Origin of the sequence: Serratia quinivorans (assembly GCF_052113645.1) — a bacterium.
Lineage (GTDB): Bacteria > Pseudomonadota > Gammaproteobacteria > Enterobacterales > Enterobacteriaceae > Serratia > Serratia quinivorans_B.
In genome coordinates this window covers 238,764-258,672 of sequence record NZ_JBIEIU010000002.1, presented here as the reverse complement: position 1 = coordinate 258,672, position 19,909 = coordinate 238,764, and the positions used below count along the sequence as shown (strand labels likewise).

The 19,909-nt window shown below is 52.8% G+C and carries 29 protein-coding genes and 1 pseudogene; 4 read left to right on the top strand and 26 right to left on the bottom strand.

From position 1 onward, the window contains the following. Window positions 1-3 precede the first annotated feature (3 nt). From ACGS9J_RS06580 to ACGS9J_RS06455, 26 genes and pseudogenes are all read right to left on the bottom strand, one after another. Window positions 4-546 carry an ATP-binding protein gene (locus ACGS9J_RS06580; protein ID WP_442230192.1) on the bottom strand — a complete coding sequence of 181 codons (543 nt, stop codon included), beginning with the start codon at window positions 544-546 and terminating at the stop codon, window positions 4-6. After that, window positions 543-890 (bottom strand): head-tail joining protein, encoded by a 348-nt coding sequence (locus ACGS9J_RS06575; protein WP_442230191.1) that lies wholly within the window; start codon window positions 888-890, stop codon window positions 543-545. The genes ACGS9J_RS06580 and ACGS9J_RS06575 overlap by 4 nt, the downstream gene beginning before the upstream one ends. Then, window positions 890-1,282, bottom strand: coding sequence for a hypothetical protein (locus ACGS9J_RS06570; RefSeq protein ID WP_442230190.1), 393 nt, complete (start codon window positions 1,280-1,282; stop codon window positions 890-892). The genes ACGS9J_RS06575 and ACGS9J_RS06570 overlap by 1 nt, the downstream gene beginning before the upstream one ends. Window position 1,283: 1 nt before the next feature. Continuing rightward, window positions 1,284-2,333, bottom strand: a complete 1,050-nt coding sequence (locus tag ACGS9J_RS06565; RefSeq protein WP_442230189.1) for a major capsid protein — start codon at window positions 2,331-2,333, stop codon at window positions 1,284-1,286. Window positions 2,334-2,434: 101 nt separating this feature from the next. Then, window positions 2,435-2,836 carry a head decoration protein gene (locus ACGS9J_RS06560; RefSeq protein WP_442230188.1) on the bottom strand — a complete coding sequence of 134 codons (402 nt, stop codon included), beginning with the start codon at window positions 2,834-2,836 and terminating at the stop codon, window positions 2,435-2,437. Next, window positions 2,836-3,429 carry a hypothetical protein gene (locus tag ACGS9J_RS06555; RefSeq protein ID WP_442230187.1) on the bottom strand — a complete coding sequence of 198 codons (594 nt, stop codon included), beginning with the start codon at window positions 3,427-3,429 and terminating at the stop codon, window positions 2,836-2,838. The genes ACGS9J_RS06560 and ACGS9J_RS06555 overlap by 1 nt, the downstream gene beginning before the upstream one ends. A 3-nt stretch (window positions 3,430-3,432) precedes the next feature. Then, window positions 3,433-4,293 carry a S49 family peptidase gene (locus ACGS9J_RS06550; RefSeq protein WP_442230186.1) on the bottom strand — a complete coding sequence of 287 codons (861 nt, stop codon included), beginning with the start codon at window positions 4,291-4,293 and terminating at the stop codon, window positions 3,433-3,435. Continuing rightward, the gene (locus ACGS9J_RS06545) at window positions 4,290-5,936 is read right to left on the bottom strand and encodes a phage portal protein (protein ID WP_442230185.1); all 1,647 of its coding nucleotides are present in this window, start codon (window positions 5,934-5,936) and stop codon (window positions 4,290-4,292) included. Before ACGS9J_RS06545 ends, ACGS9J_RS06550 begins: the two co-directional genes overlap by 4 nt. After that, window positions 5,936-6,199, bottom strand: a complete 264-nt coding sequence (gene gpW, locus ACGS9J_RS06540; RefSeq protein ID WP_207977164.1) for a gpW family head-tail joining protein — start codon at window positions 6,197-6,199, stop codon at window positions 5,936-5,938. The genes ACGS9J_RS06545 and gpW overlap by 1 nt, the downstream gene beginning before the upstream one ends. An 8-nt stretch (window positions 6,200-6,207) precedes the next feature. Continuing rightward, window positions 6,208-8,187: a phage terminase large subunit family protein gene (locus ACGS9J_RS06535; protein WP_442230184.1), complete on the bottom strand. Its 1,980-nt coding sequence runs from the start codon at window positions 8,185-8,187 to the stop codon at window positions 6,208-6,210. Further along, window positions 8,159-8,758 (bottom strand): RNA polymerase subunit sigma-70, encoded by a 600-nt coding sequence (locus ACGS9J_RS06530; protein WP_442230183.1) that lies wholly within the window; start codon window positions 8,756-8,758, stop codon window positions 8,159-8,161. The genes ACGS9J_RS06535 and ACGS9J_RS06530 overlap by 29 nt, the downstream gene beginning before the upstream one ends. Before the next feature lie 348 nt (window positions 8,759-9,106). Further along, on the bottom strand, window positions 9,107-9,352 hold the full coding sequence (locus ACGS9J_RS06525; protein WP_442230182.1) for a hypothetical protein: 246 nt from the start codon (window positions 9,350-9,352) through the stop codon (window positions 9,107-9,109). A gap of 24 nt (window positions 9,353-9,376) precedes the next feature. Then, complete coding sequence (locus tag ACGS9J_RS06520; protein WP_442230181.1) at window positions 9,377-10,021, bottom strand: hypothetical protein; 645 nt, start codon at window positions 10,019-10,021, stop codon at window positions 9,377-9,379. Between the two features lie 19 nt (window positions 10,022-10,040). Next, a complete protein-coding gene (locus ACGS9J_RS06515) occupies window positions 10,041-10,457 on the bottom strand; it encodes a hypothetical protein (RefSeq protein WP_442230180.1) in 417 nt (138 codons plus the stop codon). 73 nt (window positions 10,458-10,530) lie between these two features. Then, window positions 10,531-10,814: pseudogene (locus tag ACGS9J_RS06510) on the bottom strand (Acb2/Tad1 domain-containing protein). Window positions 10,815-10,931: 117 nt separating this feature from the next. Then, entirely contained in the window at window positions 10,932-11,453 is a 522-nt protein-coding gene (locus ACGS9J_RS06505) for a hypothetical protein (RefSeq protein WP_442230179.1), read from the bottom strand. Next, window positions 11,450-11,971 (bottom strand): lysozyme, encoded by a 522-nt coding sequence (locus tag ACGS9J_RS06500; RefSeq protein WP_442230311.1) that lies wholly within the window; start codon window positions 11,969-11,971, stop codon window positions 11,450-11,452. The genes ACGS9J_RS06505 and ACGS9J_RS06500 overlap by 4 nt, the downstream gene beginning before the upstream one ends. An 8-nt stretch (window positions 11,972-11,979) precedes the next feature. Further along, the gene (locus ACGS9J_RS06495) at window positions 11,980-12,243 is read right to left on the bottom strand and encodes a phage holin (RefSeq protein WP_442230178.1); all 264 of its coding nucleotides are present in this window, start codon (window positions 12,241-12,243) and stop codon (window positions 11,980-11,982) included. A gap of 272 nt (window positions 12,244-12,515) precedes the next feature. Beyond that, entirely contained in the window at window positions 12,516-13,211 is a 696-nt protein-coding gene (locus ACGS9J_RS06490; protein WP_442230177.1) for an antitermination protein Q, read from the bottom strand. Next, window positions 13,208-13,525 (bottom strand): RusA family crossover junction endodeoxyribonuclease, encoded by a 318-nt coding sequence (locus ACGS9J_RS06485; RefSeq protein WP_442230176.1) that lies wholly within the window; start codon window positions 13,523-13,525, stop codon window positions 13,208-13,210. Before ACGS9J_RS06485 ends, ACGS9J_RS06490 begins: the two co-directional genes overlap by 4 nt. A 35-nt stretch (window positions 13,526-13,560) precedes the next feature. Beyond that, on the bottom strand, window positions 13,561-14,535 hold the full coding sequence (locus ACGS9J_RS06480; RefSeq protein ID WP_442230175.1) for a DUF968 domain-containing protein: 975 nt from the start codon (window positions 14,533-14,535) through the stop codon (window positions 13,561-13,563). Continuing rightward, window positions 14,535-15,602, bottom strand: a complete 1,068-nt coding sequence (locus ACGS9J_RS06475; RefSeq protein ID WP_442230174.1) for a hypothetical protein — start codon at window positions 15,600-15,602, stop codon at window positions 14,535-14,537. The genes ACGS9J_RS06480 and ACGS9J_RS06475 overlap by 1 nt, the downstream gene beginning before the upstream one ends. Next, window positions 15,599-15,802: a DUF4222 domain-containing protein gene (locus ACGS9J_RS06470; RefSeq protein ID WP_261130918.1), complete on the bottom strand. Its 204-nt coding sequence runs from the start codon at window positions 15,800-15,802 to the stop codon at window positions 15,599-15,601. The genes ACGS9J_RS06475 and ACGS9J_RS06470 overlap by 4 nt, the downstream gene beginning before the upstream one ends. 3 nt (window positions 15,803-15,805) lie before the next feature. Then, window positions 15,806-16,516 carry a phage antirepressor KilAC domain-containing protein gene (locus ACGS9J_RS06465; RefSeq protein WP_420030055.1) on the bottom strand — a complete coding sequence of 237 codons (711 nt, stop codon included), beginning with the start codon at window positions 16,514-16,516 and terminating at the stop codon, window positions 15,806-15,808. Between the two features lie 297 nt (window positions 16,517-16,813). Next, window positions 16,814-17,128 carry a hypothetical protein gene (locus ACGS9J_RS06460; RefSeq protein ID WP_278432079.1) on the bottom strand — a complete coding sequence of 105 codons (315 nt, stop codon included), beginning with the start codon at window positions 17,126-17,128 and terminating at the stop codon, window positions 16,814-16,816. A gap of 17 nt (window positions 17,129-17,145) precedes the next feature. Further along, window positions 17,146-17,394: a helix-turn-helix domain-containing protein gene (locus ACGS9J_RS06455; protein WP_442230173.1), complete on the bottom strand. Its 249-nt coding sequence runs from the start codon at window positions 17,392-17,394 to the stop codon at window positions 17,146-17,148. A 98-nt stretch (window positions 17,395-17,492) separates the two neighbouring features. Between ACGS9J_RS06455 and ACGS9J_RS06450 the strand changes: the two genes are divergently transcribed. The 4 genes from ACGS9J_RS06450 (at window position 17,493) to ACGS9J_RS06435 (ending at window position 19,906) form a co-directional block, all read left to right on the top strand. Continuing rightward, window positions 17,493-18,233, top strand: a complete 741-nt coding sequence (locus tag ACGS9J_RS06450) for an XRE family transcriptional regulator (protein WP_442230172.1) — start codon at window positions 17,493-17,495, stop codon at window positions 18,231-18,233. A 397-nt stretch (window positions 18,234-18,630) separates the two neighbouring features. Beyond that, window positions 18,631-18,912, top strand: coding sequence for a hypothetical protein (locus tag ACGS9J_RS06445; protein ID WP_442230171.1), 282 nt, complete (start codon window positions 18,631-18,633; stop codon window positions 18,910-18,912). A gap of 405 nt (window positions 18,913-19,317) precedes the next feature. Next, a complete protein-coding gene (locus ACGS9J_RS06440; RefSeq protein WP_442230170.1) occupies window positions 19,318-19,530 on the top strand; it encodes a hypothetical protein in 213 nt (70 codons plus the stop codon). 139 nt (window positions 19,531-19,669) lie between these two features. After that, window positions 19,670-19,906 (top strand): hypothetical protein, encoded by a 237-nt coding sequence (locus tag ACGS9J_RS06435; protein WP_421412615.1) that lies wholly within the window; start codon window positions 19,670-19,672, stop codon window positions 19,904-19,906. Window positions 19,907-19,909 lie beyond the last annotated feature (3 nt).

Genomic DNA, 19,909 nt, shown 5'->3' with positions numbered 1-19,909 from the left:
GGGTTACTCCAGATCGATTTTTAAGAGTGGTTCGGGGGTGCCATCAGGCATGGAGAGCGTCACGTCCATTCCCTCAAGAGGTTCCGTATCGATTTCATAGAACTCTTCAGGGCCCTGGTAATATTCAATGTCCAGTTCCATCAGCAATTGGGCTGTGTGCCCTTCACCGTCAGCATCAACACCAATGGCGGAGCGTACCTGCAAAAACTGCTGAATCTTGCGAGTCAGGTCATAACTGTTGATCACCGCGCGTTCTATCTGCTCGCGTAATGCCTCCAGCGCCTCTTCGGCCTTCTCTGCCCCATTGTCTTTCGCTGCATCGTCCAGCTCCTGCAAACGGCCCGTGAGGCGAACAGTGGTCACAGTGGTGAACTGGGGAACATTACGGCCCAGTGAGCTCTTAACGTCGATCGGCGTTTGCACCAGAATAACAGGGTACATATCCGCTGTAGTCGGCCAGTCCCGTGGCGAATAAACCCGATCGCCTGCATCGGTTTTATTCTTCAGCGCCTCAATGACCAGCAGCCTTATCCCTCTGGGGTTCATACTTTCACCTTATTGAGAATAAGCTTCGTCCCCCCATGGCTATCAGGTTGAACATCCGCAACGGCAAACAGCGTATTGACCGGCACCCCACCGACGATGCCGACAAATACCCTATCCCCCTGTTTAGGTGGCGCCCTGAACTGGCTATCACGCACACCCAGCACAGGCTTGGTGGTGTTGATAGTGCTGCCATCGTCCAGCGGCTCGACCTCTTGCGTATAGGCCCGGTCGAATATACCGCTAACGGTGTAAGGCTCAGCGCCGCCGCCAGGACGGTATTCAACCGGGTCACCAAAAACGCCGTGCAACGGTGCAAGCAAATGCTGATCCCAGTCGATACCCATTACTCCCCCGATTGCACAGATACGCCCGGCGCACTGCGAAGCAACGCCAGCTTACGGAGTTGTTCAACATCAGCAACCACACCCAGGCCGATCAGCCGTTGCGCATCAGCTACCGGCAACGTGAATGCCCGGTTTTCTGAATAGTCACAGCCATCATGGCGCACCGTATTACCTTTGGTGACAACTACTGAAGCCATGCCGTCCGGCAGCTTTTCACCGTCCTCATCGTCATCCGAATCATCGCCAGTGTCGGTGTCGGTGTCGGTGTCGGTGTCGGCAGAATTATCGTGGTCCTGATCGTCAACCTTCAACGTTTCCGGGATTTCTTGGTCACCCACCAGCAACTCGGGCGGCAAACCGCCCAGTTCGTTATCCTGCGATTTTTTAGCCATATCACACCACCGTAGCGCAAAGCGCGGCGTTAACCCGGCTTGGAATGACCAGCGGAGCAGATTGCATCATAAGCAGGCGCTGTGCCGGGTCTTCTTTCACCCAGGTCTTAGGGGCGTAGGCCAGGGGGCCATAATTGAATGCAGGATCAAGGATCACGCCAAACGCACGAGTGCCCATCAGGTCAGCGCCCGACATAATGACAGCACCATCGGGGATCATCGGTTTCTCAACGTTGTCCAGCGGATCGATGAACCAGTCGTTATACAGCCACAGGTCAAAGTTACCCCAACGCCCTTTATAAACAGCCCCTTTTTGAGCCTGTGGACCAGCATTGACCTGGTTACCGAACGGGCTCAGCGCCGGGAAGGTGATGGCGTTATCCTTGATGGTGGTATCCAGTCGGAACGCTCTCCACGCCTTGCTGGTAAACACCAGGTCGGTCGGTACAGCACCGGAATTCTTAAGGATCAGCGTCTGCCATACCTCAATATCATCCGATGGCTGGGTATTGGTCGCGCCCGCTGCGACGGTTAACGGCCACTTATCCGAACCGCTCAGCGTGATGGTCAGGTCTGAGGAGCGGCCAAAATCGACCACCTTAGTTTCATAACCGTCCCCTGCCACGGTGACTTTTCCTGACACCATGGCGCTGCTCGCCATCCATTCAAGGCGGCGGTTGATCATGTCAATCTGATCGGCCATCTCGAATTGCAGGTTCAGCATTTCACGTTCAGCGGCAGTAAACTCGCCGCCGATACGCTCCCCGATTTGACGGCGAATAGGTTTACGCAAATCAGGCGCGCGCTTGTCTTTGATATAAGCCGGCTTGAAGGTATTGGTCTGGTATTTACGACTCTCGACCAGTTTGCCTTCCACCAGTGGCGATACGAATGGCGCCATACGACGCAGACCCACGTCCACATCAATGGCTACTTCTTCCGTTTCGTACGTCACAACGTTTGGGAAGAAGCGATCCAGAAGCCAGTTCTGGCTGGTTTTCAGGTTAGGGACGACCTGCACCAGCACGCTGGTATCAAAAATGTTTTCCATATTCAGTCTCTTTATGATGCCGGCATCGTAGCCGGCCAGAATTCAGGACGAGTGCAACCCTGCCAAAGCACTGGCATCAGTTACGTTTCAAAAGGGTTAGATCAGGATACTGGCGACTGGATGCTATCGCGCAGGAAGATGGCCAGAGGGCGGAATTGCGCTTTCAGTTCAGTAATGGTCCAGGTCGCATCGAAGATCAGGCGATGCTGGTTAAACTCACCCATCAGATACACACCGCCAGTTTGTGCTGTAGTGGTGGTGTCTACGTTATCGACCAAAATGGCGGACGGCTTTTCACTGCCGTCGGTAGCGTCTTTTTTGCTCATGATGTACGCGCCGGTCGCGGTGACCATGCCGAGTACCGTCCCACGTTTAAGCGCACCTGAAACACCGATCGTGACCGAGTCAGTGACCAGCTGTAACGGGCCGGAAACCAGCTGATCGGGTACGAACAGCGAACTTTCCATGCTCGGTGCGAATTGATTTTGTCCAAACTGGTCCATTACTTGATACCTCGTGCAGAGTCATAGAGGCTGGTCATCTTACTTGCCAGCGCTTTTTTACCCGTTGAAGGCTTATCGCCATCCGGGCCCAGCCGTACCTGTTCGGCTTGCATACGCGAATCAAGCGATACACGCGTTGCTTTCATCGGAGTAACAGCCCCCATCGTTGCCAGCGTGCCAATAGCTTCACTTGCACTCATGCGGGTGCTGAACGCTAAGTGCGCCGCCATATCAGGGCGTCCGGCGGCATGCTTACTGCCAAAGATGGCAGCACAACGTTTACGCTCAGCCCGGCGACCTTTTTTCACATCGCTGTTTTCATCGTCCTCTTCAGCATCATCGTCTTCTTCCGCACGACGAGACTTCGCCTTTTTGCCCTTTTCTTTGTCGTCGTCCTCTTCGGCATCAGGATCGCTGTCATCATCGTCTTCCATGTCTTCGCGATCATCCTCCTCTTCAGCATCCTCCTCGTCATCGCGCTCTTCTTCCGCGCGGCGGGATTTCGCCTTTTTACCTTTTTCTTTGTCGTCATCCTCATCTTCAGAGGCTTTTTTCTTAAAACCCATCAGGTGGGCAAACTTTGAGTAAGACATACGTTAAGCTCCTGCTTCGGTGAATAATTTTCGGAATGCGGCGTCAGGGGTCATGACTGCGTCAGCCAGCCCCAGTTGTACGCCATCAGCCGCCAGGAAACAGGCAGCCTGGGTATTACGGATAGTTTTCTCAGAGATCCCCCGATTTCGGGCTACCGTGCTGACAAAAAGCCTACCCATCGTATCCACATCATCCTGTATCGCGGCGCGGGCCTGATCGGTCAGTTTGACGTAAGGATTGCTTTCAGCCTTGCGATCGCCATAGGTGATAATGGTCACTGCCAGTCCGTCCTCCTTAATTCGCTGTGACCAATCACAGTGAATAACGATGACACCGACAGACCCGACACCGCCGGTGCGCGGTACGTGGATCCGGTCGGCGGCACTGGCAATGGCGTATGCGGCGGAATAGGCATTTTCAGTCAGAATGGCGTGGATTGGTTTTGACCCGCGGGCGTGATAAATCTCATCCACCAGGTCAAAACACCCAGCAACCTCTCCACCCGGTGAATCGATATCCAGACAGATGCCAGCCACCTCTGGATCATTCATCGCCGTAAGGAATGATTGGCGTATTCCGTCGTACCCGCTCATACCGCTGTAGGGGCGCAACGTGCCGAGTTTCTGAACCAGGGTTCCCTGAACAGGGATAACTGCGATACCACCTACCACGTCATAGCCGGCATCCTGCTTTCGTGCTTTACGGGTAAAACTGTCGTCTTCTCCCAGCCAGTCGGAGGCCAAGGTATTGATGCGCGTTATCCCGAAGCGGTCCATCATGGCAGCCATGACGACTTCGGCTTTTTGGGGGTGCAGCGCCAACGGCGTGTTAAACAGCCGCTGCGCCAGGTGCGGTAAATTCACTCTGCCTCCGGATCTCTTATCGTTTCTGGTGCGAATATTTCGGCCTGAGCCCAGGTTGGTAATGGGAGCCCACGCTCTTTAAATGCGTCAATTTCGCGTTTCCGCTGGTCCAGCATTTCTTCCCAGTCTTCACCCGCGTTTTCCGCAGCTTCCATTTCCAGTGTTGAAAGCCCAGCATCCATACCGAGAATGGCACCTTTCTTCTCTGCTACCGGGTCCACCCAGCCACGTCCAGGCCCCATCCAGCGCGCACGGCAATAAGCCGCCCGTGCGTCCAGAAAATGCGGCGCACCATTCGGCAGCGGTAAATCTTCCGTGTCGTGGATTTCTTCGATAAACGCGGAGAGGATCGGCTGGGCAAATCCTGCAGAAAAATCATCACGCCGCCGGGTCAGCGTTTTCCATGCCTCCAGCATTGCAGAGCGCGCCGAGCTGTAGTTAACGTCTGACCAATCCTGTGTTACTTGTTGGGTAGACAGCCCGGTAGCAGCGGCGATGTTACGTAACGCAGCGCTCTCAAACACCTCAAAATTACTGTGCGGACGCGAAGCGTTAACCGTTTCTATTTTTTCACCGGGGTACAAAATAGGCATTCTTGACCCATTTTGTAGTGATATGCGCCGATCGTTGTGAAAATCGACGCGTCCTTCTTGGTAAACCCCAATGCTGGTCTCGTCGAGGCTTTCCCCCATTGCCGACTCAACCATTTGCGGATCATACGGCGAGGTAACATAAGCGCCGAATACTGCGTTAAGTATTGCCGCTTCTAACTCCGACTGGTCATACTTAATCAGCATTTTCAAACGCTGGACGACCGGCGTTAAGATCCCATTTCCCCGGTGTTGGGCGCCACGCTCATGGTCATAATCATGCACCACATGCGGTCGGCCCCAATCGGTTTCCCGTGGAATGCGCTGCCAGGTCATCGTTTTGGCACCGCTCCACCAGTCGCCGATATGTGCTTCACGGATGTGGTAAGCCACTGGCGCACCATCACCATCAATTTCGACACCGCCACGAATATTCGGCATATCAAAATTTTGCTGCGGGTTGCTCAGGCGATCAGGGTCAACAATCTGCACCGTAGTAGCGTAGCGCCCTCGACCTCGCCCAAGCCGATCAGGGCGATACTGAAGTACCGCCAGCGCATCGCCATCAATCAATTTATGTCGGAAACCCAGCCGCAGCATTTGCGAGACCGTCTGTTTCCTCTCAACGTCACAATAACGTCCCGGATCATCCTGGGCCCACGACCGCCAGTGTGCCTCGATGACCTTACCGTACTCATCCGCCCAGGTTGCATCAAACGACTTGTTCCCCGTCATCAGAGCCAACATCCGGTAGTCAGGCTTGAGTATGGGGCGAAAGTTCGCGCCAATGGCGTTATCCAACACCCGGGTAATGCTGCCGCTTGCCCACCCATCATTGCGAGCCAAATCCCGAACACGGGAGACAATGCGATCACGATAAATATTGATCTCATTGTCGGGCGACCACAGCGCCGGTTGCCAGTTTGCCAACTGGTCACTGAAGGAATCCGCCGCATCGTAGGGCACGCGGCTCCCCCCTACCAACATGGATGCCTTTGACCGCGTTGGGGATAGCGGTTGCCCATTCGGGCCTAAAATTTTGATGTCACTCATCAGAATCTAAACCTCATCGGCCGGCGTGGGCGGGGAACAATACCTAACTGAGCCTGCAGCAACTGGATCAACGCCATCAAATCAGCCAGGGAGGATTGCTGGTAGGAAACAGAACGTGTGCCATCTCCCTGCGTATACGAAAACGAGACACCTCGGGATCCGGCAGCAAGGTCAATATAGGCCTGCTGCGCCTTCGCCAATGCGTCCTGCAATTGCGCAGGCGTCATCGCACCGGCCAGCAGGCTAGTGTTACGGTTAAACATAGGGATCCTTAAGAGGGCAAAAGTTGTGACAGGCGCTTACGCTTCGGCTTTTCTGTCTCTTCGATGATGACGCCAGGCAGACGAAGATTGGGTTTTTCTTCGGGTTGCTGTGGCGCTGGCAACAGACGATCGGGATTTACCACGATATTGTCTGCCAGTTGGTTCAGTTTCAGTCCGAGATAAAACAGCCCGCACAACGCCGCATAACTGTACACCCGGCAGTCCAGCGCTTCGTTAGCCCGCCCGGGTATTTGTTCCCAAACCCGAAAACGCTGGCCACCGGACACTTTAAGAACAGAACGCTCCGCCAACAGCTGACTGAAGTAATTCAAATCACGATCGGCAGGAAAATGCATATAGCTTGCGGAGGGTTCCCCAGGCGCGGGGGGCTCAATATGCAAACGCCCTCGAACGGTATCCTTGGCCGCATTCACGCCGATAATGATCGGCTTAAAACTGGCCTTAGAGCGAGATGTCGGCTTTTTCGTCGGCCAAACCGGCGAACGTTTGCCACCGCGTGCGGATTCGCCCTTGATAGCCCAAATACGACGACCAAGACGCTCTTTGGCAAACTCGTACACCTTTTGGGTATGGTGGCCACCGGAGTCCATGCAAGCTGCCATGATGGTAAAACCGCGCCCATCGGCCCGGCGCCAGATCTGTTTTAGGTATGCATCAAGCCGTTTCCATGGTTCATCGGTTTCCAGGTCACCCTCTATAACGTCAAAAGCAACAGACCAGCTTTCCTCGTTGCGGCCCCAGCCTGTGACTTCAATTTCAAAGCGCCCATCCTGGGTATCAATACCAGCGGTCAGCACGGCCACCCCATCAGGCACTTCAGCTGCATAAACTTCACAGCGTTCCAGCAACCGTTTTTCACTCAGCGCTTTTTCGCCGCGATCCTCATACGGCTCGCCCAGCACCAGGTTAATGAATGTCTGCCGCATCAGCGGATCATTTTTAACCCGCAGCCATTCGGCAACCAGGTATTTCCATGCGGCGTTGGGGAACAGACTGTACCCTGCCCAGATGTGAAAGCCGGCATGCCCTTTGAACGGTTTGCTTGCCCGCCACTCTCCGTGTTTCACCATTGAGGATTTTTCGTTATGGTGGATCACGCAGCCATTATGGCGGCACACGTAATAAGCTGTTTCTGGGATGCCCTCACCGTGTTCATCCTTGTCCCATTTGATGCCATAAGGGGTGTCCGGGCCGCCCCACTCCAATACCTGATGTTCACCACAATGCGGACACGGCACGTAATAACGGCGCTGATCGCTTTCGTCATACGCCTTCTCAATACGACTGGTCCCTTTTACTGTCGGTGTTGAACCCAGGGCAATTTTGCGGTTCCAGAACGTTTCCGACCGCTTAATACCCAGCGCTATCTGGTCCCCTTCCATACCGGCGCCACCAGACGGGTAACCATCAACCTCATCAAACAAAATGACGCGGCAAGTTATACGCCGGAAACCACCCGGACTATTTGCCCCCACCAGCGTTAAATTGGCACCGTTGGCAAACGTCTTTTTGAGGATGGTCTGGTTACTGTCCTTTGCTTTTGGGTCACCACAAATTTCCGCCAGCACAGGTGTATCGCGCAGCATTGGCGCAATCTCGGTTTTACTGTAGTCCTCGGCATCTTCTACGCGTGGCTGAACAATTAAGATCGGTGACGGGTCATGAGCCAGGTAATAGCCCACAACGTGGTCAAGGATCTTGGTATAGCCGACACGCGCCGACTTCATCACTGATACCTGCGTCACCGTGGGATCAGTAATGGCATCCATGATGCCGTCCTGATAAGCAAAAGAGCGGAACCGCCCTGTTTGAGCGCTGGTCTCTTTCGACAATACTGCGTATTTGTTAGCCCATTCACTCAGTGAAAGCGGCTCTGGGGGGCGAACATCGGAGCGACGCTGGCGCAGCTCCCCGGTGAAATTCTGCCAGGCTGCAGCGTTAGTTCTCTCCTCGGTTGTTATCTGCATCAAGGCTCAATTCCTCCATCGCCTCGTAAACCACCTCCTGCAGTGCCTGGACAAACTCCGCGTCGTTGGTGGTAGAAGCCAGCACCCGCAACCGGGGGCCATGTTCAGGAGCAATCGCAATGAGGCGGGTGCGCATGCGGGCGTATTCATTACCTACGGCCTCAATCATGTCTTTGTACGGCAGCACCTGCCCGGATTTAATGTCGTACTCGAGCTGGGTAAGCAACGCGAGGAAGTTTTCTTTCATCTGGCGCGCTTCATCAAGCGTCATTGTGACGCCGTGTTCTGCAATCATTCGCTTGACGGTTTCAGTCGCAGACTCGGGAAGATCCTTATCGTTTTTGTTACCTGACTTGTTACCCGAGGATCTGTTACCTGTTCTGTTACCCTGTTTGTTACCTGCCGCTTTTTTTTCCGGACGGGTAACAGTTTTTCGGAATCGAGCAATATTGGCGTTCGACGCCTCGACATCAATATCGTCTCCGGCCAGAACCAGCCAACCGCGGGCCTTCCAGCTCGTTACCGTCTTTCGGCTGACGCCGTGAAGTTTGGCAAAATCTGACTGGTTCATCTGTTACCTCAGTGTTACCTGTTACCCAAATTTCAAAAGTTGATAGCTAGACGCAGAACGCGGCGCGCAATGCCCGTGCTTTACAAAAGTGCTGGGAAGGACCCATTTTTTTCTGGAGGCTCCGGGGAGGGGCACCGGCTCAAACTTTTTTGAACCGCACCAGGCAGGTTACCTCATCACCCGGATGAATGAGGTCATGACAGTAGCAGTGTGCCGTGGTCGGGTCAGAGCTTGGTGTTGGGTTGCCTGCTGCGTATGCCTTCGGCGGCGTCGGTGGTGCTGCTGGCCGCCGCTGGATCATCTCCTCGTACGTATACGGGCACGGTGTTGGTGCTTTTCTTCCCATAATTACCCATGCTCGCCATCGCTTCCCATGCGCTCTGACTCCTCATCGCACGCGGTCTTTTCTACCAGTGTATAGCCCATCTTCTCAGCATGAAACGAGAGGAGTGATAACAAATCCTTTTCGGCAACCTCTTCCGACTTACCGTGTTCGCGAACTGCTTCGAAGGCTTCTGCGTGCTTAAGCGATGCTGCCGCTTGCAATGACAACAACTTAAGCCGCCGTTTATGTTCGGTACCAATAATGTTCATGCTTACCTCTCACTGTGTATGTAGCTACTTCGCCGTTTTCATCGCCTCTGCCATCGCCCGGCTTAGCTCTGTAGGCATCAGCGCATTGGCCATCGCCTGCGCCCGATCGAAGTAACCCAACGTCGGCTTAACGGGCAGCGCATCACCGAACTGAATCAGCAGTTTCGGCGCCGGCATCTTCATGCGTGGTTGCCGTGTGCCATTGGAAGAACGTTTACGCCGCTTCTTACCCTTCTTCCCTTTCTTGGCCTTGCGTCGCTGCCAGACGCCGTTGGTGCCGTCAACATCACCAATGAACACATCCGACTTAGCCTTTAGCTGAGTCATCTTGCTTCGTGTCAGGTTGCCGTATTTGTTCAATTTGATGTTCTTAGGGTTAAGCAGCGCTTGGCTGTTCAGCTTATGCTGCCCGCCGAACTCGAATGGCTCCAGATAACTGGCGGCGGTATCCATCACAAATACCTTGGCCTTCAGGTTGCTTTTCCGGGCACCGAACGATTTGACCGAGTTGACGGTAAACGGCGTGGGGTTCTCCAGATGGCGTTTAAACGCGGTTTTCTCCGCCGCCTCTATCTTTCTTGCCACACTGGTAAGCGCCTGTGCAGTAGCAAACGGGATTTGCTTGCGTACGCTCTGGAGTTGAGCCGACAGCTCTTTTAAACCTGCCATGCAACCCCCTTAATACAAACTAAACCGCCATACCTTTAACGTTGTCGCGCGCTATCGATATCATGAATTTAACCATCAACACCGACAGCGCGTAGCTTACGGCTGTAAACACCCACCCTGAGTAAGCCAGTAGTAAGGTGATAGCGATGAAAAAAATCCAGCCGATACCGCGCAGAAATGGGTTTCTTTTTTTTACAGCGCCCTGGATTACCGTTAGTAGCTTCTGTTTTTTCTGCTCGTCTTTCTCGCCAGGTATCACATAACTGACAGCCAAAATCAGTATTCCTACGAGCAAGCCGAGAATAACAATTACCCAGTACGCAGCGGCAGCTACGCCCACTAACGAAGCTGTGTCGGTAAGTGAGCCATAAATCAGCAATGCCAACAGCCCATATGAAACAACCGAGCTGATGACCTTAATCATAAATTTCTTCACGGAGTTTTCCTTTCTAATTCATGATGACGTATCGCCAGAAGCAGGTACTCGCAATGGCCACCTGGAATGCCTATTAACAATCCGCATCCGGACGAGCCACTGCACGGCAAGCCCACATGCAGGCCTCCTGCACCTTGGTGCGGGCGATAGCCAGGCAGCGCACAGCCTCCCCGCGATTGACGTCTTCCGGAGAGCCCGCCTCTACCGTCTCCAGCGAGATGTGTGTGCGTTCGATGTCGAGTTGTTCGCAAAATTACGACTGATTTCTTTCAGATCATTCATTTGCGCGATGTCGTCGGCGGTCAAGGTGCGGTATCCCTTCACGGTGCTGCCATCTTGCGGTTTAGCTTCACTCATATAGAACTTCCTGCTGGTTCGTTGGATATAACCCCGGAGCGGCCGTTGACTGCTGCATGGGAATTCAGTGTGTTTATTCTGTCAAAGGCACTCAGTGAATGCCTTTTGCAGAATTTTCTATTTTTTGTCTGCATCTAATTCACGTATCGCCAGCAGCTGGTTGTTCGCCTTATCGAGCGCCGCAAGCAGCGGGTCAATCCACAGCACCGCCTGGCAGTATGTCAGCGGACTGGAGGCAGTGGTGCCAGCACCGGTTGCGTCAGCGTCGCCGGTATCGGCTGGCATTGCGCGGGAACGTAAACGGTGCGTGTAGTTGAGCAGCCCACCAGCAATAGCAGCGGGAACAGCCAGATCACACGTCGGCTGATTCTTGAGGATCGTCCGGTATTCAATTTCTTTCCCCTGGGTGGCTGCGTCAGTGGTGATGCCGTATTGGTTCGCCGCGTTGCTGATTTCGTTGGCGCGCTGGAACTGAAACGCCTGAGTGGCGATTGTCGTCGCCTGTAGGCTGTTATCGCTCTGAAGCTGCTTAACCGAGTTCCCCAGTCTCTCCGATTTATCGTGGTAGTAGTTGACCACGGTGCAAAGCAGAGAAACCAAGACGATTGATGCTGCGCCAAGAATGAGTAAAGGCTTCATTTGTCCAGCCCCCAGCAAGCGAGCTCAGCCTCTTGGTCGCGTCGTAGCACCTGACCGAAACAGTTATTGGAGCGAATGCGGCAATCCCGTCCACCGTCGAATATCCAGCGGCGGATCTCTCGGCATGCACCAGGGCGATCACCGGCATTCAGCTTTTTGTAGAACGTCGAAGTGAAGCATTTGCTGGGGCCAATGTTCCACGGGCAGAATGACGCAATACCTACCTTCTGAGGTTCGCTCAGCGTCACCTTGACGTTGCGGTCGACCCAGTCCAGCGCCTTTTTCTGTTCGGCTGCGTCAATCTGTTTACACTGCTCGGCAGTCAGGCGCTGGCCCTTCACAACCTTCCGGCCGTTGACCATTGTCACACCACCGCAGACTGTCCAGATCCCGCCCTCATCCTGATACGCCGTTAACCGCTGTCCTTCTTTCTCATCCTGAAACTGCGACATCATCACCGGGGCTGATGCGCCGGCAGCAATCAACGCCAGCATGGCGGCACTGAGTTTGCTTTTCATCGTAGCCACTACTCGCCCCCTATCAGGTCAATGTCCTGAGTACTGATGTTTTTGTTTGATCGGTCAATCAGGTACATTTTGAGCAGTTTTTCTCTACGACATCTAAACCAGACGCCGACGACGCACCCGATCACAGAGCAGAGAATGCCGACGAAAATGCCGATCACCATCCATTCACTGGGCGAAAAATAATTTATCGCCCCGAGCAGTAGGCCAATCAGCCAGCCCCCATGCGTGGCGCTATCTGCAATTTTTTCCGGCATGGTTCTCATACCTCCCCCTTCCGGGGATTAGTCCCGGCTCCGGGTGATAGATAAGGGTTAGCGCCGCGAATGCGAGTCGACATACGTCATTGAGTGAGGCATTGGGCGCTAAGAACGGAAAAACCCGCACGGAGGCGGGTTCTTTTAATGTGGCAGTGGTGATTTGTCAGCCCGTAGGCATTGAAATCCCATCATTAAGACAAAATATAGCCAAAATTACGCAATAATGCAAGACTTGGTTGATAAAATTTATAAAATTGTCGCCATACTGCACAATCCCGTTAATTTGACGTCACTCTGCTAAGCACTCTCTCTGCGGCTTCTGCGTCCTGGTAACACTTACTGATCAGCATCTGATAAAAGCGCTGCCAGTTTCTATTCCACGTTTGCTGGCTCAGGTTAGGTATAAGCCCCTTCACTACCTTGTGAGCTGGCGCTGTTGTTGTTGGCTTTAAGCCTGTCCCATGACATCTAATGCAGGTTTTCTCAACAGTCTGCCCACCAGCTTTTGTGGCTGCTATGTCGTAGGTCTTCCCACTGCCGCCGCATCTACAGCGAGCCCGCTCTATATCTGCCGTTCTGCAGAAGTCATCCACTGCCAGTTTCGAAAGCAACACCATACACCGTGCCATTTGCCTGCCAGCGGCTTTACCCACCAGCTTTGGTGCCTGCTTAATTGCGTACTGAGCCAACCTCTCTATGGCCTTCTCCCTCTCTGATTTATCTTTATTATATTTTGCATAGAGAAGACTGAGCCCCTGTGCCTCTCTGGACTGAGTGATTCCCAATGCAACCATGACATCGGTATAGCCACCCTGCCCACCGCCTTGGCATTGTGAGGCACGAACCACCCTCCGTTCCTGCTGTACGCCGTCCTGGTCAGTCGTTAATTTTGATTGGGCCTTGGTTTCCGGTGCCATGCTCATAATCGAAGGAGACTTCGGGCTGCTGGCTAAAAGTGCGTGCTCTATTCTCATGCTATTTCTCCGATAATTATTTGGCCTACTTCGCCCCAAACCTTTGTTACTCGACCGTCCCAGATCCGGCAGTCGTCCTCAAAAATGGCATCCAACAACGCCTTTTCCAGATTGTCTTTATCTGGCTTCTGCTGATGCGGTTTACCGGCCATCTCAGCGCGTTTCTTCTTGCTCCAGCTATCTGGCATGGGTAATACAAACGTCACGTGATAGCCGCTCTCAGGCAGCGATATACGGTGCAATCTCACCTCGTCGCAGAATGCCCGATAGCGGAGAACTGGCGGGCGCTTGGCCCACCGGTCTTTTTGTGTCATGCGTGGTTTTGGTATTGGCGTGATGGGATAACTCTTCACGAGATAGCCCCTATGCCAACCGAGTAGTCAAAGAACTGCGCAAACAGGTCCGTTTGGCTACCATTTTCCGCTTCCCACGCTGTTGGGTTGTCATGTAGGTTGCGGTGACAGGTTCGGCATAATGGGATTGTCAGATAATCACTTGGCTTAGTACCCATGCCACCCAGCCCATGGCCGATGATGTGGTGAGGGTCATCAGCACGCGCACCACAACTGCAGCACGGTTGGGTTTTCACCCAGCGTGTATATTTGCTGTCTTCGACACGTGTCAGTTTTGGTCGCAGCATGAAAGCCTTCGGAGGTTCAGGATCCACCTTGAAAGCTTTCATCGCGGCCTTGGTCAGAATCTCTGTAGGCGAAGGGCCAACCTGCATGTCAGATTCCTTTTTCGGGCCTGATACGAAAATTGGTTTCGGCAAGCCAAGTATTTGCGCTGATACGTCATTGGGGATCAGGTCAACAACATCGGAAATGGCCGCCCACAGTACAAGCTCAGGGATAGTTAACTGGCCTTCCGACTTAAGACGCCATTTCGCCGTCTCAACCACCCAGCGGGCCATGTTCACGTTTGCTATTGCATCAAGCTTTGGCGATAAGTGCCCGTCAGTCTTGTTGTCGCAGCCCCAGCAGATACGCATTGCCCCATTGTCATAGCGGCGAGTGTTCAGTTGACGCGGTTTGTCATCTCCGCAGTACTGGCACTCCATGAAGCGCGTTGCCCAGGCTTCCATTGCGTTAATTCCACCAGCGGCGTCAATAACTCGCTTGTGTTTAAAGAATGACTGCAGGCGCGGATCGTTCGCTATCTCATGCTCGACCTTCGGCAAAATCCCGTCTGGTGATTCCTTGTATTCTTCAGGTACGGTTGAAATCATCACACGGCCTGTCAGGTACGGCAGCATGGTTTGATCAGCCTTAATCAGAGCAATACCCATATCGCGCTGTACGCTGGACTTAAGAATCATTCTCATCAGGCAATCCTCGCTAAATCGTTCTCACTGGCTCTGGTTACTGCTTCAGCCCAAATACCTACAAATGCGCGGCGGGCATCGTATTCCGTGATGGTTCTGCTCAGTGAGCCAACCATTTCTTTCGCCAGTCGCTCTACTTCGTTGCGGGGCTGTTGCTTCTGGGATACCAGCCGGGTGTAAGCCTCATCACGTGCCGCATTGTCCAAGCGCTGAACCTTCGGCCTGTCGTTAGCCCGTTCCTCTTTCACACTCAGGTAACACGCCTCAGTAATCAGGTAATCAAAATCCTTTTTCCGCCAGGTCTTGCCCGTGTGGGTGTCTGCGCGGTCTTCCAGCATCCAGCGGCATTTCTTCGCGATGTAGCGCAGGTAAGCCCCCCACTTATCCTGGTTCAGGTCGTACTCCTTCCAGAGCTTACGCAGCCCCTTACGGCGTCCATCAGTCATCTTGAGCACAACAGGCAGCTCTGGCAGCGTGGTGTGAAATGCCTCCAGCACAGCGGTGTAATCGATTTTCAGAGAGTCCTCTGGCGACTGGTCGGTTGGCGCAGCCGACTGACGTACAGTCTTTTTCTCTGTAGTAATCTCTGTAGTATTCTTTGTTGTATTCTCTGTAGGATCGAAATGGGCTTTCCCGTCCCCGCCAACGAGGCTTTCCCGTGTTGGCGAATCAGGGTTTCCCGTGTTCGCGAAATGGGCTTTCCCGGTTTCCCGAGATGGGTTTTGCCCATTTGGGGAAATATCAATAGCTTGCGTTAGGATTGCGTCCAATTTGTCAGTATCAATGCGATAGTATATTTTGTGCTCAAGGCGCTTATTTGTTTCTATCAGCACGCCTTTTCGCTTCAACTTTTTGCGCGCGTTCAACTGCTCTTCATAGGTAAGCCCAGTCTCCACTTCGATCTCCTCAGTGGTCTTGTATATCCCTAATTCGGACGTCTCTTTGCCAGTCCAGTAGAAGAACTGGCAGAACAGGACAACCGCGTTGACGGTACCCAAGTGCTTCACCAGCCCTGGGTAATACGCAACCGGGTTGCCAAATTCGCGCACTAGATCTGATGGCTTCATACTTCAACCTTATTGAATTTTTTCTTAAAATCTCTTCGCGGGCAGACACACAGACCATGCTCATAACCGGGCCGACCGAAGAAGCTCGGGCGATTGAAAATCACTCGCTGGTTATTCGTGTCCACGCCAATGACGTGCACCACAACCCCATAGCTGTCTCGGAAGTACATGTCCAAAGCCTCGATGTGCTCTTCTTCCATCAGTTAGCCCGCCAGCAAGTCAGGCAGCTCACCAGACTCTTTCAGCTTGCGTGTGAGCCATTGCTGGCCCTTGCCGGTGATGTGCGCTGTGAATGAAATCTGAATGCCGTGATTGGTCAGTACCGGCGTCTCTTTGACGGTGAAGTAACCGCGATCCATGTATTCCTGTCGGGGTACGTTGCGGCGTGCGCCAGTGGCTATCAGCACCCCAGAATCACGCATCCATGCAAAGAGTTTGTTTTGTCCCACGCCAATCGCCTTGGCGAAGTTGCCGATCAGCACACCTTTTGCCTCACCCACACGATCAGCGAACTCGACCTTTGGGGCGGCAATGGCTAACCGGGTTTCCATGTGCTGGTTTTGCTCAGCCAGGTCAGCGGCAAGGCGTAGGGCTTCGGGGAGAGTCCGTGGCAACGTCGGTGACTGGTTGCTTTCCAGTTCATGCAGACGCTTAATGACCTTCATGCGCAAGCTGGCGCTATACCCAGTAACCAGACATTCGGTGTGCTCTCTGTCGAGGGCATATTCCCGGTAATACTGTCCGTTCTGGGGGTGTAGCCAAAGCTGGATATACCCCTCAGCGTTTTCACCAAGCTGCTCAAGCATGGTTTCAATATCGCGCATGACGTGGCCGTGCTGCTTGCCAGTAAGTTCGGCAATTTCACGGCTGGTCATTTTCAGGCTGTTGCCACAGATCGCTACGTTTGCCATAATGAACTCGCCTCTTATTGTTAGTGATTAGAAAAGTGATGGCCGACCAGTTGCAGCTGCTCGGCTTTTTTTCTTCCCTGCCACAGGCTTCTCGTCCTTCGTGCAACTCCCCAACACATACCGCCGAGCCATAGCAAGACAGTCGTCATACATCGCACCTTTCTTGCTCGCCTGTGACTTCCGGCGATACAGATCCGCTGCGTACTGCCCCCCCTACAGCCAAGGCCTCACTGAATCCCTCAGCCATCAGCTGCTTTCTGACGTTGTCGTAAACAAAAGTGTCCCAGGCCATAAAGCCCCCTATTCCGTCTTTGGTTCCCGGATGCCTTCCAGCATTGAGATCAGCTTTTTGGCTACCTCGCCGGTCAGCACTACGTTCTGTTCGCATCCTGTTTGAGCAACACAGCCAGCAGGCAGTCCAAGCTGGGAGATCATGCGGCAGGCCAAACCCACCAGCCTTACCTTCTCCCTGCTCAGCCCTGATGGATGAATACCCATATCGAGTGCCAGCGGCTTGTTACCGCGCAAAATTGCCTCTTTGTGAAAGAAGCTCTCCAACAACTCAGGTTTGCAGTTGATACGAACTGAATTGCGACTTGTTGCGACTGATTCCATTTACAATTTCCGTTGTCTTACAGTGATGGTTGAACAATTTGCTGCTGGTTATCACCAGCACGCTCATAGCGTTTTGGGTAAAGAATCTGAAGCTCAGTGATTTCACCGTGGTAAAACCGGGATAGCCTTTCTGCTAACTCGGGCGAGGCCGTATGAACCCCTCGTTCCACTCGGCTGAGGTATCCAGGGTCACAACTCACCGCATTGGCTACATCAGTGATCTTGAGTTCTTTCTTTACACGCATATTCCTAAGTGGTGTTTGCATAGCGGCCCCTTTTAATTGCGCTACACGCATATTAATGCGCATTTTAAATTTGCGCAAGACGCTTTGCGTGCGACGCACATAAGTGAAAAAATCGCGACATGGAAACCGAAAAGAAGCTACCTAAAGAAATCGACCCTACTGTAGGTCGTAATATCCGGCACCTTCGCGTTAAGAAGGGGCTTAACATTGCTGACCTCGCGAATGCTGTTGATAGCGATGTCGGGAATATTTCACGCCTTGAACGGGCTAAGCAGGGTTACAGCGATGAGATGATCAGAAAGATTGCTGACTTCTTTGAGTGCCCTGTCAGCGACCTATTTAAGCCCGATCTACCTTTCGAAAACTTATCTGCAGATTCAGACGCTCAACCGACCAGGCTTAAAGCCAAGGTGTGGGAAGACGGTTCGCAAGACAGCGAGGAATTTGTGGAGATACCACTGATCGACGTTCATTTTTCCGCAGGAAGCGGTAGTGTTGAAATTATTGAGAAAGAAGAGTTTGCCCTGATTTTTAGGCGTTACTATCTCCATAAGCTAGGCGTGTCTATTGCAGCAGCTAAGCTCGTCCGTGTAATTGGAAACAGTATGGAACCTCGCCTATCTGATGGGGATGTTGTCGGTATTAACACAGATGACACAAGAATCAGAGATGGAAAGGCTTACGGCATCCGTCATGGCGACCTTCTTCGCGTTAAATACTTGATAGAACAACCAGATGGCGGCGTTATTATCCGCTCTATGAACCGAGAAGAGTTTAAGGACGAGAATCTTACTTACCAGCAAAGAAGAGAGCAACTTGTTGTTCTTGGCCGTGTTTTCTGGTCGTCATCTACCTGGTAAATCAACCTATTCTAATCAAACCGGCTTAGGCCGGTTTTTTTGTGCCCAAAAATCACACCGCATAAATCCACGCAAAACTATTTAACCAATCAATTCAAGAATATGCGCAAATTTGCAAATATTTATCATTTAATGCGCTTGACGCATTTGCGTCATACGCATAAATTACATCCATCGACAGCAACAACGTCACCCCAAACCACCGGGCTTGCTCTTTAACAATTCAGAAAGTCGGATGAACTACCGGACTCACTGGTAATTCTGGCGCAGAACGAAGACCAGCCGCGATCCGGCTGTGACGGCGACCAGGTGCTGATGTGTTGGGTATGAAACGCAAAGAGTGAACTTATAAAGCGTCCTGCGGGGCGCTTCATTAAGACCACTGAGGAGCTAAACGATGTTCGACATTGCAAAAACCACTTTCAACATGGCACAGAAACGCGGGTTAACGCTGACCGTGGAAAAACTGGATAACGAGCATTGCCTCTGCGTTTGGGAATCCAACAACGATATGGAATGGCTGTTCAGCTACACATTGACCGGTGCAGGCCTGCAATGGAGGGGGAACGTTTACCTACCAGATGATCTTAAAGAAGAGTTACCAGCGCTGATCACTACCGAGAAGAAGCTCCGCGAAATGGTCGAGTTCATCGGTACTAACCGCCACCTACTCAACTAACACCCACCGCGCCCTACGGGGCGCACTGAGGCAATCATGACTTTTAATCAAATCGTCTGGCTGGGCGTGGTTGTCATCTGCGTCGCGTTCTGGTCAGCAGTGGGTTTCCATTTCGCCGGGTAATTCCGGCGTTACTCACTTATCTGGTGGCACATCATTCCGGTACATCCTTTTAACCTACACAGTATAAAGCCCCGGTTCGATGTGCCACCAGGTGCGTGAGAAATCACAAGCCTGCTCAGTACCACTTCCCTTGCCATCCTTTGCCCCGCTAGCCGGGGCTCTTTTTTACATCAATAAAGGCCACTGCCCTGCTCCAGAGTGCTGGAACCGTAGGGAAACCGAGCGCGTGCATCAACTCAGGCAGTGCCTTTATCCATGTAATTTTCTTTGAGAGGACATGCTATGCAAACCACCACAAAATGCTGTGAGCACTGCGGTAAAACGCGCGACGTAGAGAAAAAGGGCGTAAGCATTCAACGCTACGAAGACGGCAGATATAAGAGCGTGAGAATGCTCGTCTGCGCCGATACATGCTCAGGCTATTACATCACCCGCCAGGCTATCAAAACCCTGCAGCGCCGCCTGCATGCTCAGCAGCGGAGGCCATCATGGTAACCCTCAATGCTCGCATCCAGCATAAACATGACCTCAACGGGGGCGATTTCGCCCCTAAGCGTCACCACGGCAAACACCTCTTCTACCTACTTATTTTTACCCTGTGCCTGCTAACTGCTGGCGCTGTTTGGAGTTAATCATGGAAAAGAAACCTCTTCCGCCGAGCCTGTGCGAACCGCGTTACCACATTGGCACCATTGTTAATTACTCCGATCACCGGGGTAAGGATGTTCAGGGCCAAATAGTCAGCGCCTGCGCACGTTGGACTGGTTTTAAAGACGGTTCCGCCTATGTCCTGACTTATGGCATCACCCACCCTTCTGGCGGCCGCCTACAGCACCACAGCGAAAGCACAATCCACGGAGAGGTTGAATAACCG

Bases quoted from the DNA above. Each gene is read 5' to 3' on its own strand.
- ACGS9J_RS06450 (WP_442230172.1), top strand. From the start codon at position 17,493: ATGGAAACCGAAAAGAAGCTACCTAAAGAAATCGACCCTACTGTAGGT.
- ACGS9J_RS06535 (WP_442230184.1), bottom strand. From the start codon at position 8,187: ATGCAGATAACAACCGAGGAGAGAACTAACGCTGCAGCCTGGCAGAAT.
- ACGS9J_RS06555 (WP_442230187.1), bottom strand. From the start codon at position 3,429: ATGTCTTACTCAAAGTTTGCCCACCTGATGGGTTTTAAGAAAAAAGCC.
- ACGS9J_RS06530 (WP_442230183.1), bottom strand. From the start codon at position 8,758: ATGAACCAGTCAGATTTTGCCAAACTTCACGGCGTCAGCCGAAAGACG.
- gpW (WP_207977164.1), bottom strand. From the start codon at position 6,199: ATGTTTAACCGTAACACTAGCCTGCTGGCCGGTGCGATGACGCCTGCG.
- ACGS9J_RS06545 (WP_442230185.1), bottom strand. From the start codon at position 5,936: ATGAGTGACATCAAAATTTTAGGCCCGAATGGGCAACCGCTATCCCCA.
- ACGS9J_RS06440 (WP_442230170.1), top strand. From the start codon at position 19,318: ATGCAAACCACCACAAAATGCTGTGAGCACTGCGGTAAAACGCGCGAC.
- ACGS9J_RS06435 (WP_421412615.1), top strand. From the start codon at position 19,670: ATGGAAAAGAAACCTCTTCCGCCGAGCCTGTGCGAACCGCGTTACCAC.
- ACGS9J_RS06500 (WP_442230311.1), bottom strand. From the start codon at position 11,971: ATGAAAAGCAAACTCAGTGCCGCCATGCTGGCGTTGATTGCTGCCGGC.
- ACGS9J_RS06520 (WP_442230181.1), bottom strand. From the start codon at position 10,021: ATGGCAGGTTTAAAAGAGCTGTCGGCTCAACTCCAGAGCGTACGCAAG.
- ACGS9J_RS06485 (WP_442230176.1), bottom strand. From the start codon at position 13,525: ATGACACAAAAAGACCGGTGGGCCAAGCGCCCGCCAGTTCTCCGCTAT.
- ACGS9J_RS06475 (WP_442230174.1), bottom strand. From the start codon at position 15,602: ATGAAGCCATCAGATCTAGTGCGCGAATTTGGCAACCCGGTTGCGTAT.
- ACGS9J_RS06575 (WP_442230191.1), bottom strand. From the start codon at position 890: ATGGGTATCGACTGGGATCAGCATTTGCTTGCACCGTTGCACGGCGTT.
- ACGS9J_RS06560 (WP_442230188.1), bottom strand. From the start codon at position 2,836: ATGGACCAGTTTGGACAAAATCAATTCGCACCGAGCATGGAAAGTTCG.
- ACGS9J_RS06570 (WP_442230190.1), bottom strand. From the start codon at position 1,282: ATGGCTAAAAAATCGCAGGATAACGAACTGGGCGGTTTGCCGCCCGAG.
- ACGS9J_RS06495 (WP_442230178.1), bottom strand. From the start codon at position 12,243: ATGAGAACCATGCCGGAAAAAATTGCAGATAGCGCCACGCATGGGGGC.
- ACGS9J_RS06480 (WP_442230175.1), bottom strand. From the start codon at position 14,535: ATGAGAATGATTCTTAAGTCCAGCGTACAGCGCGATATGGGTATTGCT.
- ACGS9J_RS06490 (WP_442230177.1), bottom strand. From the start codon at position 13,211: ATGAGAATAGAGCACGCACTTTTAGCCAGCAGCCCGAAGTCTCCTTCG.
- ACGS9J_RS06505 (WP_442230179.1), bottom strand. From the start codon at position 11,453: ATGAAGCCTTTACTCATTCTTGGCGCAGCATCAATCGTCTTGGTTTCT.
- ACGS9J_RS06580 (WP_442230192.1), bottom strand. From the start codon at position 546: ATGAACCCCAGAGGGATAAGGCTGCTGGTCATTGAGGCGCTGAAGAAT.
- ACGS9J_RS06525 (WP_442230182.1), bottom strand. From the start codon at position 9,352: ATGAACATTATTGGTACCGAACATAAACGGCGGCTTAAGTTGTTGTCA.
- ACGS9J_RS06455 (WP_442230173.1), bottom strand. From the start codon at position 17,394: ATGCAAACACCACTTAGGAATATGCGTGTAAAGAAAGAACTCAAGATC.
- ACGS9J_RS06470 (WP_261130918.1), bottom strand. From the start codon at position 15,802: ATGGAAGAAGAGCACATCGAGGCTTTGGACATGTACTTCCGAGACAGC.
- ACGS9J_RS06445 (WP_442230171.1), top strand. From the start codon at position 18,631: ATGTTCGACATTGCAAAAACCACTTTCAACATGGCACAGAAACGCGGG.
- ACGS9J_RS06460 (WP_278432079.1), bottom strand. From the start codon at position 17,128: ATGGAATCAGTCGCAACAAGTCGCAATTCAGTTCGTATCAACTGCAAA.
- ACGS9J_RS06565 (WP_442230189.1), bottom strand. From the start codon at position 2,333: ATGGAAAACATTTTTGATACCAGCGTGCTGGTGCAGGTCGTCCCTAAC.